This window comes from Novipirellula methanifontis (assembly GCF_052161655.1).
GTDB lineage: Bacteria > Planctomycetota > Planctomycetia > Pirellulales > Pirellulaceae > Novipirellula.
The window spans coordinates 7,778,150-7,793,726 of record NZ_CP197418.1 but is presented as its reverse complement, the minus strand read 5'-3'; the positions used below and the strand labels follow the sequence as shown (position 1 = coordinate 7,793,726).

At 54.3% G+C, this 15,577-nt stretch carries 10 protein-coding genes; 8 read left to right on the top strand and 2 right to left on the bottom strand.

Going from position 1 to position 15,577, the window contains the following annotated elements; genetic code table 11:
- The first annotated feature begins 38 nt into the window (after window positions 1-38).
- The 6 genes from SH528x_RS27665 to SH528x_RS27640 all read left to right on the top strand — a co-directional run bounded on the left by SH528x_RS27665 (window position 39) and on the right by SH528x_RS27640 (window position 10,170).
- Window positions 39-533: a hypothetical protein gene (locus SH528x_RS27665; protein ID WP_442506676.1), complete on the top strand. Its 495-nt coding sequence runs from the start codon at window positions 39-41 to the stop codon at window positions 531-533.
- 37 nt (window positions 534-570) lie between these two features.
- A complete protein-coding gene (locus SH528x_RS27660) occupies window positions 571-1,461 on the top strand; it encodes an Hpt domain-containing protein (protein ID WP_442506675.1) in 891 nt (296 codons plus the stop codon).
- A gap of 43 nt (window positions 1,462-1,504) precedes the next feature.
- Entirely contained in the window at window positions 1,505-1,648 is a 144-nt protein-coding gene (locus SH528x_RS27655) for a hypothetical protein (RefSeq protein ID WP_442506674.1), read from the top strand.
- A gap of 86 nt (window positions 1,649-1,734) precedes the next feature.
- Window positions 1,735-2,988, top strand: coding sequence for a protein kinase domain-containing protein (locus SH528x_RS27650; protein ID WP_442506673.1), 1,254 nt, complete (start codon window positions 1,735-1,737; stop codon window positions 2,986-2,988).
- A gap of 586 nt (window positions 2,989-3,574) precedes the next feature.
- Window positions 3,575-5,251 (top strand): BBP7 family outer membrane beta-barrel protein, encoded by a 1,677-nt coding sequence (locus SH528x_RS27645; protein WP_442506672.1) that lies wholly within the window; start codon window positions 3,575-3,577, stop codon window positions 5,249-5,251.
- Window positions 5,252-5,475: 224 nt separating this feature from the next.
- Complete coding sequence (locus SH528x_RS27640) at window positions 5,476-10,170, top strand: beta strand repeat-containing protein (protein ID WP_442506671.1); 4,695 nt, start codon at window positions 5,476-5,478, stop codon at window positions 10,168-10,170.
- Window positions 10,171-10,355: 185 nt separating this feature from the next.
- On the opposite strand, the gene SH528x_RS27635 is transcribed toward SH528x_RS27640, so the two are convergent.
- Complete coding sequence (locus SH528x_RS27635; RefSeq protein WP_442506670.1) at window positions 10,356-11,090, bottom strand: RsmD family RNA methyltransferase; 735 nt, start codon at window positions 11,088-11,090, stop codon at window positions 10,356-10,358.
- A gap of 142 nt (window positions 11,091-11,232) precedes the next feature.
- Here SH528x_RS27635 and SH528x_RS27630 point away from each other — a divergent pair, with 142 nt between their 5' ends.
- Window positions 11,233-12,852 carry an ABC transporter permease gene (locus SH528x_RS27630; protein WP_442506669.1) on the top strand — a complete coding sequence of 540 codons (1,620 nt, stop codon included), beginning with the start codon at window positions 11,233-11,235 and terminating at the stop codon, window positions 12,850-12,852.
- A 54-nt stretch (window positions 12,853-12,906) separates the two neighbouring features.
- Entirely contained in the window at window positions 12,907-13,629 is a 723-nt protein-coding gene (locus tag SH528x_RS27625; RefSeq protein WP_442506668.1) for an ABC transporter ATP-binding protein, read from the top strand.
- A 120-nt stretch (window positions 13,630-13,749) separates the two neighbouring features.
- Here the strand turns inward: SH528x_RS27625 and SH528x_RS27620 are convergent, their stop codons facing one another.
- A complete protein-coding gene (locus tag SH528x_RS27620) occupies window positions 13,750-15,393 on the bottom strand; it encodes a hypothetical protein (protein ID WP_442506667.1) in 1,644 nt (547 codons plus the stop codon).
- Window positions 15,394-15,577: the final 184 nt, after the last annotated feature.

The following is a 15,577-nucleotide window of genomic DNA, read 5'->3' as shown; positions in this document are numbered from 1 at the left end:
AATCCCGCTCCGCCACCTTCGGATCACCGCTGACGACCATGTCCACCAGTAATGTTCGCAATATCGACTCGCTTGCTACGATGCATGCGGGCATCCTGCGACTATCGGATGATTGGAACAAAACGATCCAAGAGATGCGGGCGATGGTTCAGCACGCCGAAGAGTACTTTTCGCAAACTCAGCCGCGTTACTGGCGTCATCAACTGCAACTAGCCGAGCGTGAAATTAACGAGGCCAAAGATGATTTGGCGAGGAAGCGTGCTTCGCTTCGCCCCGAGGATCGTCCGGCGGCCAGCGAGGCGGTGGCAAGAGTACAAAAAGCCGAGCGTCGACTTCGTTTTTGCGAAGACAAACGTCGCCAACTTCGTTCATGGGCGATCGAAGTTTCGAAGGTTTGTGATGATTTGCGAGGCCCGCTTGCCGATGTGAATGAACACTGCGAAACGATTTTGCCGCAGGCGGCACGCGAACTCGCAACGCTCATCGATCAACTTCGGGTCTACGCAGAACAAGCTCGACAGCGAGATCCGTAAAGAGGCTGAATCCATTTCGAATTTTCGTGGACGAAACGTGCTTGTAGTTGGCGACAACTTTGTGGGGGCGCAATCGTTGTGCGATCAGTTGTCACAGTGGTTGCTGTCGTTTACGCGATGCGAAAATGCGATCACGTGTTTACGCGAACTGCGGCGCATCAATCAAACGCAGTCGACTTACGACGTGATCTTGATGGATGCGAGCGTTGCGGAGCAGGACGGAGTCGGTCTCGTCCAACAAATCGAGCAAGATCCGGCCATCACAGCGGTGCCCGTCATTCTACTTTCCGCCCCCGATCACGATCCCGATTTACCGGCCACAGCATCCCGATTCATACGTCATTGTATTGAAACACCGGTATCGCTGACGGAGTTGCGAGTCGCGATCGAATCCGTTTTCGCTGAATCCGCCGCTGACCACGACTCGCCCCAAAACGCTGCCGCGACGCCCGGTTTGCAACCCCTATCTGTGGATCCGACGTTTCGTCAACGTGACGACATGCAAAACGAGGATGGGGCAGTCAAACGAGATGTTGGGAGCCAGCAAGAAATGGAGGGTGAGGTGAAACCGGACAAAATGTCTCCCGATACAATGTTTTTCGATCGCGATGCCTTGCTCCAAAATACGGGTGGCGATTTGGCGTTTGTCAACAAATTGATTGAAATGTTTCAATTTGAGTCGCGCCGCCAACTCGCGACACTTCGCGACGCGATTGGCACTCGCGATGGCGACACGATTAAAGCCGCCGCACATGTTTTGAAGGGGTCCGTTTCCTTGTTTGGAGCTCACGCCTGCGTTGCAGAAGCCCTCAAACTTGAGGAGATGGGCGAAAAAGACGATTTGAGTGACGTTGAGAAACAGTTTCAATACGTCACTGAGCTAACCGAAGCCTTGTGCAAGGAACTGGAAAACTTTGCCAAACAGTAAGGCCAGTCAGTCAGGTTGGCACTTCGGTACACGAAGTAATACCATGTCTGGTCAAAGCCTTCGGTTGATCGAAGCAGAAGTGTTTTCCAAGAAACGTGCGAAAAATAATTCTCGAGTTATGGCGTCGCTGCCGACGCGTTCGCGGCGGAAACCCACTCGCTGGCAAGCGTCGCTACGACAATCATAAGCCGCACGTCCCCAGGAAAAGGACTTCGTCAAATTCTGTGAAAATACGACTGCTTGCATTGGATGCGATGCGATACAATGACCCCCATGAAGCTATTGATTGCAGAAGACAATCCGTTGTGGTCAGAAGTGATCCAGGCAAATGCAAGGTCATGGGGGTTTATCCCTGTGATTACCGAGAACGGTGAAGACGCACTGGAACAATTGGCAGGCAGAGACGCGCCTCGGATCGCGGTGCTCGATTGGCAAATGCCAAAAATCGATGGCATCGAAGTCTGTCGCCGCATCAAGGAGGACACGACGCGGCCTTACACCTACGTGATGGTGTTATCTGGTCGCGACAGCAAAGAAGATGTCGTCACGGGGCTTGATGCGGGTGCCGACGAATACATGACCAAGCCGGCGGACTTGGATCTCTTGAAGCGTCGATTGACCGCAGCTCGACGTATCATCGAAGCGATTCCACCAGAGGGTTGGTCTCGACCACGGGTCGAAGGCTACGAAGTGAAACGGGTAATTGGCCAGGGTGCGTTTGCGACGGTTTGGGAAGCGGTTCATGTAGCCACCCAACGTCCGGTGGCGTTGAAGGTTTTGCGAGTCGATTTGGCAACCGAAAAGGTCTTCAACCGGTTTGCCAACGAAATCGAGGTGATGAAAGAATTTGACCACCCCTACATCGCTAAGATCTTTGACAGTCATATCGATTCGACGCTGGGCTACTATGCGATGGATTTGGTTTGCGGAGGAACGCTCTACCAATACATTCGACAACACCAACTCTCGCCGCTTGCGGTCATTCGGTTGGTTGCTCACGTATGCATTGGACTGCAACACGCCCATGACCATGGCATCATCCACCGTGATGTGAAATTGTCGAACATCATGGTGACCGAATCGGGGCAACCGAAACTCGTGGATTTCGGGCTTGGCAAATCGATGTTTGTAGCCCCTAGTGATAACAACATGCATACCGTTGACGGTAGCGTTGTGGGAACGCCGTTGTTTATGTCGCCCGAGCAGGCCAGAGGCGAAATCACGACGCTTGATCAACGAAGCGACATTTATTCGGTAGGGATCGTCTTGTACATGCTGCTGCTGAAGAGCCATCCTCACAACATTGCGGCTCAAGATCGCGAACATACGATTGCGGAAATCGCGAATGGTCCCGTTCGAAGACCCACCAAAGTAAAATCGACATTCAGCAAAACGCTCGAAAAAATCATTCTCAAAGCGCTTCATCCGTCGGTCGAGTATCGATACCAAACTGCGGGGGAATTGGCCAAAGCATTGTTGAAATTTGTCAAAAGCCGCACGAGAAACTCGAATCAATCAACGGCGTAACCGCATCGGTGTCGCGCGCCATTACTTCAGCAGGCTCATTGCGTCTGGGGCGAGTTGTGGGCCGGATCAAGGACGCAGGATCATGCCGGATCGGCGCAAACGGTAGCCTTCTCGAATCAGCCTCGGACCGATTTGAAATTCTCAATTGCGTCCGCCGATCCGGCATTTACGCCGTTTGCTTGATTGAAATTTACAACCCGAAGCGTAAGCGAGGGACTGCGTCAAAATCAATTTTCCCTCGCTTACGCGTTGGGTTGTGAATTTTTCAAGTCGGACGCTCTTTAACGAAACTGGATGCAAAATCGGGTGGCTTTCGAGCACGCCTACCTGCACTGTCAAACTTTAACGGCTAGGTAGAGTCTGACGATTTTTCCGATTTTTCCGGTTTTCGATTCAGTCTCTTTCTCTTTTGGGTCGATATCGCTAGGGAACGACCTGTCCCCATGCCGAGCGTGCTCGGCGTTAGCGGGAACAATGGTTCGCCCGGGGGGGTGATACCACTTCAGCGATGATTCGTCGGTGGCCTGTATAGCTTGTAGTCAGGTTACTCGCGTTTCGCTTTCCAGGATCCTAATTGGTGAAGCCAATGCCTTCCGTTAGACAACTCTCCCGACTGTTCTTTACGCTTGCGTTAGGGGCAATCCTTGCGACTCACGCAGGTGCTCAGACGTCGACCTCTGGCCAACGCGTCCTTCGCAAAAACGAACGGACTGCACGTGCCAATTGGCAACCCGTTCGCGCATCCGATTTAACGGATGCGGATGCTAGCTTCGTCACTGCCGGCAAAGCCGCTCCCAAGCCTGCGGCTAGAACCAACTCGAATTCTGCTAGCAACTCACCTGTTCGCCAGGCGAGTCATGTTCAGCAAACCGGTCACGGCATCCCAGAACCGTCTTACCCGCCTCATTCGATCATCGAAGAACCGATCATTTACGGTCCCAGTGAGGGCTACGTTGATTTGGAACCCATCCACGGCGGATCGCTGGCTTGCGATGCAATGCCGGGCGGCGTCGGATGTGGTTGCGGTTCCATGAGCTGCGACGGCGGTTGTGATTCGATGGGCAGCTGTGGTTACGGTGCCTGCGACGAAGCATGCGGTGCCAATGGATGGCGTCCCTGCGTCACACTTTGTCTGCCGCAAGATGGCTGGGTATCGTTCGAATATCTGTCATGGTGGCAAGATGGTATGAGCCTGCCGCCGTTGGTGACTACAAGCACCGACCCCAACGTCGCTCAAGCAAACGCTGGCGTACTCGGCCAAGGCACCACTCGCACGCTGTTTGGCGGCAATGATGTGCTGACTGACCAATTCGATGGCGGCCGATTGCGAATGGGATTGTGGTTGGACCGAGGACACACTTGGGCGATCGCTGGTGAATACTTCAAAATTGGTAGCGAAAGCGAATCGTTCTTCGCAAATAGCAATGGCAACCCTGTCTTGGCTCGCCCGTTTTTCAATGTGAACCCTTCCAGCGGCAGCGCACGTGAAGACTCGGAATTGGTGGCCTTTGGCGGCACCGGAAACGTTCGCGTTTCAGGTTCGGTCGCAGCGAGTGCTGAGAGCGAATTGCTAGGAGCTGGCATTCACCTTCGCAATCTGCGAGCTTGCAACCAAGGATGCAACACATGGGGATTGTTTGGCTGTCCACAACAATTCTGTTCACGCACCGAAGCCCTGATCGGATATCGCCACTTGCAACTGACCGAAGGCGTTACGATTCAAGAGCGTTTGACGGGAATCAATCCGGTCGGCAACTTTGACATCAATGACCGATTCCGCACACGCAACCAATTCAACGGCATCGATTTGGGCTGGTTCTACAGCCAGAACCGAGGCAACTGGACATTGGACGGCATGTTGCGACTCGCTGTCGGATCGACTCACCAAACCGTTTCGATCAATGGTCAAACCACAATTTCGGGTGACCCCAATTCGCCTGGCAGCCAAACATTGCAAGGCGGCTTGCTAGCACAGGGCTCGAACATCGGCACTTACCAACGCGATGAGTTCTCGGTGGTTCCTGAATTGGATGTCAACCTAGGCTACCGTCTGAATAAAAACTGGCGGGTGATGGTGGGCTACACCTTCCTGTACTGGTCCAACGTGGTTCGTCCCGGCGAGCACATTTCGCGTGACCTGAACCCAAACCAGCTTCCACCAGCCGAGAACCCTCTAACGGGTGCCTCGCGTCCCGGCTTTGCATTCGACTCGGTTGATTACTGGGCTCAGGGCATCAACGCGGGACTCGAGTATCGCTGGTAGTGTTTTGGTAGGGGGTCTGCCGGTTGAGAACGCGATAGCGAGATTCGATTTTGGCGGTAACCTTCAAGCAGACCGCACCGGAACTCCGATACTAACCAAAACAGCGCTACAACGACTCAAAAAATGCGCGCCAGCAAAACCAACCGTTCGATGCCTAGGCATATTTCTCCCAACGTATTCAGTCGGGAAGATGTCCAAGGCGCTTCGCACCCAACAGGACAACGATGATGGTCTTCAAACGACTAATCAACCGTCTCGGTCGCAAATCGCAAACCGTCACTCGCAAAAAATCGAACCGCCGTCTGTTGATGGAGCATTTGACCCGTCGTGAATTGATGGCGTCGGACTTGGGTGCGATCTCTGGGCTTGCGTATACGGACGCGGACGGCAATGGCCAATTGGATGCCGGCGAAGTGCGACTTGGCAACTTGACCGTGCAGGTTTACCGCGACAATGGTGCTGGCAATGCTGGAACCCTGGTGACAACGGGGGCGAATGCTGACCAACTTGCGGGAACGGATATCACCGATTCTGCGACGGCTGCGGCCACTGGGTCGAGCGAAGCGACTGTGCTTGGCGAATACTTCGTCGGAGGACTGGTCGAAGGCGACTACTTCCTGGTTCAACAGTCGACCGTTACGGGGCAAACACCGCCAGCTCCGATCCCGTTTAGTATAAGCGCTGCTCAGGCAGCTGGCACACAAACGCAGTTAGTGGATGATTTCTCAACCACGCAGTTTGATATTTCCAGTGCAGGCGCGACCCTGCAGGTGGAAGGTAACGCGGCAGCCACTGAAGCGGTTGGCGGAAATCGCGATTTGCGAATCAATCGAACCAGCGCGGGTGGTTCGATGCAAATCAATGTTGACCCGAATGTCAGCGGAGGCACTCCTGTAGTCGATGGTGCGATCACATTTGGTTCCAGCGGTGGCGCAACCGGGTTGGCTGAGATCATCTACGATGGTCCTGATGACACTAACACTGCCGGCGTTGAGATCACGCCTACGGGACTTGGCAGTGTTTCGCTGTCGGGCTCCTCTCCCGTTGATCCGCTTGATCCAGGCGGTGCTGATCGAGAAGCACGTGGTGCTGGGGTCATTGTCCGTACCAATAGCGAGAACGCCAACGGCGAACTGCTCATCACGATTTATACTGATGCAGCAAACTTCTCGACGAAAACGATTACGTTGCCTGTGACAACCGAATTCACCGAGCAGTTTGTCACATTCGATGGATTCGTCACTGCCGGTGGCAATGGTGCCGACTTTCGAGACATTGGGGCGATCGTCGCCGCTGTCCAATTTACCGGAGACAACAATGACGTTGATGTCGCCATTGTCGAAGGCCGACGCCCCGGTGTGGTCACGGGAAACCTTGCCAACATTCAACCGCTGTCACTTGGCGGTGAGATCTTTGTTGACAACGGACCGATCCCTGACCAGAACAACGGAATGCGTGATACTGGCGAACCATTGGTGACCAGTCCGATTACCGTCCAGTTGTATCGCGAGAACGATATTCCGGGGACCGACACTCCGGTCGATACGACGACAACGTCAAGCGGCGTGTATACGTTTAACAATATCGTTCCTGGCAACTATTTCGTCGTCATTCCTCAAGCAATGTTCGATGCGGGAGGACCGCTGCAAGGTTTTGCTTCGAGCACGGGGAATGATCCGGCACCGGATCCCAATGACGACGTCGATCTGGATGACAACGGCACTAGTCAAGCAGGCATTGGCATCGTCAGCGGCGTGATCACGCTTGCCAGCGGAACCGAACCGACCAATGATGGTGACGACGCGAACAAAAACTCGACGCTCGATTTTGGTGTTGTTCCTCAAACGGACCTTGCGATCACCAAGACGCTCGTAGGGGCTCCTCCGTCGAATGTCACTGCCGGTAGCACGGCAATCTTTGACATTGTCGTCACCAATAGCGGGCCAAGTCCCGCCACGGATGTTCGCGTTCAGGACGTTATTCCCGCAGGTCTGACTTTTGTGCGGACTCAGAACGGTCCCAGCGGAATGACACAAAACGTCAACGGTACGAACTTGGAAGTGATCTTGGGGGCGATCCCGGCGAGTGGACAACAAACATTCCAAATCGTGACCACGGTTGACGTCGACGGTTTGACAAACATCACTAACACCGCGACGGTCACCGGCGCCGAATTTGATTTCGATACCAGCAATAACAGCAGCGATGCCGACGTCATTGTCGATCCCGACTTTGATATCGTCGTCGTTAAAACGGTTGACGACGCAGACGTCCAACCCACCGACACAGTGACCTACACTGTGACCTTGACTAACGATGGTCCCAGCACAGCTAATGGCGTTGTGCTCAGCGACATCGTGCCCACCGGATTGACCTTCGTCAGCGGTACCATGAACGGCAACAACGCAACACTGACAGGTTCAACCGTGTCGTTCCCCGCAATCGACGTGGGTGCAGGTGTTGCAAATGCAGTGTCCGCAACCTTGATCTTCACCGTGGATGCGTTAGCGACTGGCCAAATCACGAACACCGCAACCGTGCCCGACATGTCGGCTGATGGTGAAAACGATATCACCAACAACTCCGACGATGTTGTGATCACGGTAACGCCTGACTTTGATATCGTGGTCGACAAAACCGCAGACGTCACGACGGTGCAGCCTAATGACACGGTTATCTACACCGTCACATTGACCAACGACGGACCAAGCACAGCGGATAATGTCGTATTGACCGACGTGATTCCCGCCGGATTGACGCTCGTCTCGGCGGTGATGAACGGGACCGATGGAACGGTTTCCGGCAGCAACATCACATTCCCTGGCGTTGCAATCGCCAGCGGAGCGGCTAATGCCGTGACTGCGACGTTGACCTTCACCGTCAATTCCGACGCCAGCGGCGACATCCTAAACACGGCAAGTGTGCCGGACATGTCGGCTGATGGTGAGAACGACATCACCAACAACTCGGACGATGTTTCGATCACCGTCCTGCCCGTGTTTGACGTCGTGGTGGATAAGACTGTCAACGTTACCAATGCCCAGCCCAATGATACGGTGATCTACACCGTCACGTTGACTAACAATGGCCCAAGCAGTGCGGCGAACGTTGTGCTTAGCGATGCCGTTCCCGCCGGATTGACCTTCGTCAGCGGATCGCTCAATGGTCAAGCAGGAACACTTAACGGAAGCACCGTCTCGTTCCCAGCGATCTCGATCGACAGTGGCACTGCAAACGCTGCCACGGCAACGTTGACCTTTACCGTGAACGCTGACGCGACGGGTCAAATCGTCAATACTGCGACGGTTCCCGACATGTCCGCCGATGGTGAAACCGACATCACGAATAACTCGGATGATGTGACGCTAACGATTAATCCCGACTTCGATATTGTCGTCGATAAAACGGTGGATAACGCAACGCCGAAGCCGAATGACACGGTCGTCTATACCGTGACGTTGACCAACGAAGGGCCGAGTGCGGCGACCAATGTTGTCTTAACTGACGTCGTTCCTACGGGATTGACGTTCGTCAGTGCGACGCTTGATGGCGTCGCAGGCACCCTTTCCAACGGCATCGTGACATTCCCCGGCGTCGCGATCGACAGCGGGGCTGCCAATGCAGCCACCGCCACATTGACCTTTACCGTGAACGCCGGTGCAACGGGTCAGATCACCAATACGGCAAGCGTACCGGACATGTCCGCCGCCGGTGAAAACGATATCACGAACAACTCGGATACCGCGGCAGTCACGATTCAACCTGATTTTGACATCATTGTCGACAAAACTGTCAACAATGCCACTCCGGCACCGGGCAGCAATGTGACTTACACGGTCACGCTGACCAACGAAGGGCCAAGTGTCGCCAACGGCGTCGTTCTTAGTGACGCTGTTCCGACGGGTTTGACCTTTGTCAGCGGCACGCTGAACGGGCAAGCCGCGACACTCACGGGATCCAACGTTACGTTCCCCGCCGTCAACGTGCTTGCGGGCACTGGCAATGCCTTGACCGCGACCTTGACGTTCACGGTCAGTGGCACCGCTAGCGGCCAGATCGTGAACACCGCACAAGTCCCTGACTTGTCCGCCAATGGCGAGAATGACATCACCAATAACAGCGACGATGCGGTGATCACCGTCACTCCGGTTGCGGACATTGCAGTGTCCAAAACAGTCGACAAGACAAATGCACGGATCGGAGATACACTTCAGTACACCGTCACGGTGACGAACAACGGTCCCTCGTCCGCTGCCGCTGTGCAAGCGGTCGACACGCTGCCTGCGGGCGTAACATTCGTTAGCGGAACCGGCCCGAACAATACGACGCTGTCCGCCAGCAATGGCGTGGTCACGGTTCCCGGTGGCACACTCGCATCGGGTGCTAGTTTCAGCTTCATCATCAATGCGACGGTAAATTCGGGCGTCACTGCGAATCAAGTCAATAACGTCAGCGTCAGCACGTCGACTAGCGATTCCAATTCGGCGAACAATTCCGCGTCCGCTACCACGGGCGTCGACCCTGCGACATCGCGAGTCGATGGGTTTGTGTTCATCGACGCGAACAACAACAAGATCTTTGATGCCGGTGAAACGCCTGTCTCAGGGGTTCAGATCCAATTGACAGGGACTGACGCATTCGGCAACGCCGTCAACTTGACTGACACGACGGATGCAACGGGACAGTACGCGTTTGAAAACCTGTTGGCAGGATCGGCTTATCGATTGCAACGAATCGATCGTCCATCGAACTTGCGAGACGGCGGGGAACAGGCGGGGAGCAACGCGACCTCGACGATTGACGATGTCGACAACGTGTTTGCATCGTTGGGACTGAGCAAGGCGACATCGGCCGAAGACTTTAACTTCGGTTTATTGACCGCCGCACTCTCAAAGCGGGACTTCTTGGCATCGTCTTAACATCGTAAACGTCCAGACCTGGAGTGACAGATTTGCTTGAACCAACGGGAGCCGGTGTTTTCGGTTCAAGCAGTCGTCAGCAAAACCCAGGTCTCTGACGCAAACGGAATAAGAGCGTTGAGAAGTTGAATGCTCGGCCTTCGGGGGGAGGCCGAGCATTTTTTATGCGCCCATGTCTGCTTCGCCTAGCACTTTAGCCCGCATTGCGTTGCCGGCTCGATAAACGCCAACTGAACATTGCTGTAGACGCGAATGTCCCATTCGCCCGGTGGCAACCGTGTCGCGTCAAAGGTGTCTTCGGTCTCGGCGACTAACACACTGCCGGGCGGTGCTTGCCGCAGCACTTGGCTGATTACGGCATTGAGTTTCTCGAGTTCTTCTTCCCACATCACGTAGGGGGGCGACAGAAAGACAATCCAGGGGACGCCGATTTTGGGATCGTCTGGATCCTCGGGGGCGACCAGCAGGGTTTCGCTCCAGCGGAACGCATCGCCGACCAAGACTTTTAGTTTGGATTCGATGTCGAGCGTCTTGGCGGTTTCGCGAATATGTCCGGCGGCGCGATTGGACTGCTCGATCGCCACGGCTTCGACCGCCCCGCGGCTGAGCGATTCGATTGCCAGCGCACCCGTGCCTGCGAACAAATCGAAAGCGATGGCCCCCCGAACGGCTCGTCCGAGGATATTGAACAGATTTTCGCGAACGCTGTCCTTCATCGGGCGGGTGAAGGCTTCGCCGTGATAATAGATGTGGCGGCCCCGCATATCGCCACCGATGACTCGCAATTTCATCGCGGTAGCCTTGTTGCTTTTCAGCTCGGAGCGTGGTTTTCCGGACGTGCGTGATTTTCCAAAGTCACCGCGTGATGGTTTGGAGGTGACGTTTTTCTTGCGGCGATTCGATTCATTGCGTTGTTTCATGGCAAAAGTATAGCGATGTCACCCCTGATTACGGAAGTCGCGTGAAACAGCCTCCGATTGACGTTTACGCTAACCACCCTGTTGCTCTAGACTCCGGAGATTCAGGACGGATGCCTGTAAATTCCCCGCCGAAGGAACGGCTATGTATCGTTGGTTGCTCTGTTTTCGCTACTTGCGGACTCGTTATATCGCGTTGGCTTCGATCATCAGTGTCACGCTTGGCGTCGCCACCCTGATCGTTGTGAACAGTGTGATGGCGGGATTCTCAGCTGAAATGCATGATCGGCTGCACGGACTCGCGTCCGACATCCTGATCGAATGCCACACCAGTGGCGGAATGCCCGATCCCGACGGCCATTTGCGCGAGATCAAAAAGGTCTGTGGCGACAAGATCGCTGGCGCCTCGGTTAGCGTGCATGTGCCCAGTATGCTGGGGATCGATTTCAACGGGCAACAAATTGCTCGTCACGTCAATCTCGTCGGACTTGATCCGGAAACCTACAACACCGTCAGCCAGTTTGGGCAATTCCTGTTGCACCCGGACAACAAAACCGGTGTCAGCTTCGATCTGCGTGAAGAAGGTTTCGCACCGGATCGCGAAGGTTTTCCAGCGTCCGGGTGGCGTTATCGCCGTGCCCGTGCCGCCTACGAGACAGCGCTGCAGTTTGAACGTGACCGTATTGATGCTTTGAAAGCAAAGCAAACTCAAGCAGCCACGCCACAGATCGCCAGCAACAATGCACCGGCAAATCCCGAATCAAACGCGTCGACCGATGCAGCCGCCGCTCGCCCAAGTTACGCGGGACCGACGATGTCCGCCGTCTTTTCGCCCGAGTTGCTTGAAAATAGCGGTGGCGAAGCGCCGAAAGTTTTCGATCCCGGGCAACATCAATACCCCGGTATCATCTTGGGGATCTCGACCTGCAGCAGCAAAATGCGGGACGTCGACGATGTCGTTCGCGACCATTATTACTGTCGTCCTGGCGACGATGTTCGCATGATGTTCCCCAACGCTTCGGAGAACACCAAGGTCGTCAACCAAAAATTCACGGTCGTCGATTTGTACGAATCGGGCATGAGCGAATACGACAGCACGTTTGCGTTCTGTCGGCTCGATCAACTACAAGATTTCCGTGGCATGATCGATCCTCAATCGGGCACCCGCAGCGTCACCACCATTCAATTGAAGCTGGTCGAAGGGGCGAGTCTGAATGAAGTGCGTGACGATCTTCGCCGCCGCTTCCCCGCCGACATGTTTGCTTACAACATCCAAACGTGGAAAGATATGCAGGGACCGCTGCTGGCCGCAGTGCGGTTGGAAACAACGATCCTGAACATCTTGTTGTTCCTGATCATCGCCGTTGCTGGATTCGGCATCCTGGCCACCTTCTTTATGATCGTGGTCGAGAAAACTCGCGACATCGGAACACTGAAAGCACTCGGTGCGTCGGGCAAGGGAGTGATGAGTATCTTCCTGAGCTACGGTTTGCTACTGGGATTTGTTGGCAGTGGTGCGGGTTTGATTGGCGGTTTGATCTTTGTCAGCAATATCAACGAGGTTGCCGCTGTAATCGAAAAGATCACCGGCCAAGAGGTATTTGATCCGACGGTTTATTACTTTACCGAAATTCCCACGATCATTCATCCGTTTACGTTGTGCTGGGTGATGGCCGGTGCCGTCACGATCGCAGCCTTGGCCAGCGTGTTGCCGGCACTGCGAGCCGCGCGAATGCATCCCGTTCAAGCACTTCGATTCGAATAAGAAAAAAAGGTGTCCGACACCTTTTTTGAAAATCCCTCCTCAGAAGACTCCCTCATGAACGCTGAATTTGTGCTTCAAGCAAGCGGCATCTACAAGAGCTATCACAAAAACAAGATCGAAGTCCCCGTGCTTCGCGGCGTCGACGTCGACATCACGGCGGGCAAGATCAATGCGTTGGTGGGACGATCCGGAAGCGGCAAGAGCACACTGATGCATCTGCTGGCGACCCTTGATCGTCCTGATGCGGGAGAAATCTATTTCAATGGCAAGCGAATTGACAACGCTCCGCGGGCCGAGCGTGATTCGTTCCGCAACCATGATATCGGAATCATCTTTCAGTTCTATCATTTGTTGCCTGAGCTGACGGCGCTCGAAAACGTGCTGGCACCGATGATGATCAGCGAGAGTTTGTGGGGTTATTTCCGTAACCGGAAAGAAATCCGCAAGCGTGCAGAAGAGATGCTCGATCGAGTTGGACTCACACACCGTGCTACCCATCGCCCAGCCGAGATGAGTGGCGGCGAGATGCAACGTGCGGCAATTGCCCGCGCGTTGATGACCGATCCCTCTCTGTTACTCGCCGATGAGCCGACTGGGAATTTGGATACGGAAACCGGAGAATCGATCCTCAACTTGCTGGTGGAATTGAACCAACAAGACAATCTGACGATCGTGATGATCACCCATGATGACGCGATTGCTGAGAAAGCGGATGTGTGCTACCGCATGCAAGATGGTCTGTTAGAAACCAATCACGGCGTGCTGCAAGCCGCCTGAAGAGCAAACGTTTAGGTTTGCCAATGTAGCTACCGTCGCCAGACGGTGGATAAGACAGGGAAATCAGATAGAAACTCGTCCACGCTCTGGCGAGCGTAGCTACTAATTCGACAAGCCCGACTACGCTTCGCGAGCGTAAACGGGATTCCACTTGATGCGAAATCCTGCTTCGCTCGCGTTTAGCGAAGGAAGCGGTAGAAGTTCTTCGTCTTCAGGATCAACCGACGAATCCGAACTCGAATCGGCATTGTCACCCGAATCGGAGTCGCTGGACGAGTTGGTTGGCGGTCCGAATTCCATACTCTTCAATCGAGTTTTGGGTTCGTCCATCTCTGCGTCGTCTTTCGGAGGCGACAGCACCGAGTGACCATTGGAATCCTCGTCCGCCGGACGACGCGCTTCGGTCGGTTGTGAAACCGAAGGCGAAATCACCGATGGAGTGCTGATGATCGGCGAGCTGCTGATCGTGCTTGGCACTGAGAATGACGAATAGCCGCTAACGATTGCGGGACTAAACGGATCGTAGTACGAAAGCGGAACACGCTGAACTACTTGTCTCGGCACCATGCGAGTTTCCGTGTAAGGAACATACTTCTGCACTGTCACCGGACGACGAACTTTGTGAGTGTAGGCTTCCTGTTCGTAGTACTGAACCTCAACAGGCTCACGTCGTGTTTCGTAAACCATGCGAGTCGATTGGATAGGAACCTTTCGCACTTGTTCTTCGGCGACCCAACGTTGATTTTCGACAGGCACCTTGCGAGTCGTGGTTTCAGTGATTGGACGCTGAACCACCACAGGAATCTTGCGAACTTCGGTCGTGGCGACCATTCGCGTGGTTTGCACGGGAACGTTTTGCGTCACCATTTCCGTTTGCATGCGAGTTGTTTGCACTGGCACTTTCTGTGTCATCACTTCGGTCTGCATGCGTTGCACTTGAACCGGCACCTGAACTTGTTGCACCTGAGGCATGTAGCTTGTTTGGGCAACTTGTTGTTGGATGTAGTTCGGGCGATAAGACATTTGCGTTTGCACGGTGGGCGGCGTCATCATCGGGGTCACTGCATAGGCGCCGCGAACACGAGCAAAGAGGCCAAACGGCCCCGGGGTCGCGTATGCATTAGGAATGTACTGCGTTCCGTATTGCAACTGGCCTGGCGTAACGACTTGCTGTGCAACATAACCGCCGGCATCCACGGTTTGAGTTTGCATCGTCGTCACGGGACGCATGGTTGTGTACTGCTGGGTCTGGTACTGAGTTTCTGTGACCGGTCGCTGAACCGCGTACTTCTGCTCGTAAAACTGAGTTTCCGTAACAGGCCGCTGCACCGCGTACTGTTGTTGTTGATAACTCGTTTCCACCACAGGCTTATAGGTTGTGTACTGCTCCTCTCGCTCGGAGGTTTCGGTGACGTAGCGAGTTTGCGTTACCGTTTCATCTCGATACGAAGTCTCGACTACCGGCTTCCAAAGCGTGTATCGCTCTTCGCGGTAATTGGTTTCGACGACCGGTTTGGCGACTTTGTATTCACGTTCTTCGGTCCGTGTCTTTAGGACGGGTCGATAACTTGTGACTTCTTCTTCGACGTAGCTGGTTTCATAGGTCAGCCGCAAACGTTCGACCCGTTCCGGTTGCATCACCGTTTCACATTGCAAACGGTAAGTGGGTTCAAAGCAGCATGCATCCTGCGCTTCCACGTTCGCGCCTGGCAACGTCGAAGCTGCCGCGAATAGGAGAGTCGTTGAGAAGAGTCGTCGTTTCATGATTATTTTCGTTCGAAGGACGAAGTCACTGAGTTGATTATTTGCTGTGTCACACAGGTACATTTCTTGTACCAATTGCGACCGAGGCGTGATACTAGCCAACCCCGCAAACAATCGGTTCTTTAGGTTCCACCTTCAAGAGTAGGCAAGACTTGAGAAAAAAGTAGTCAAAACAGCGAAAAAA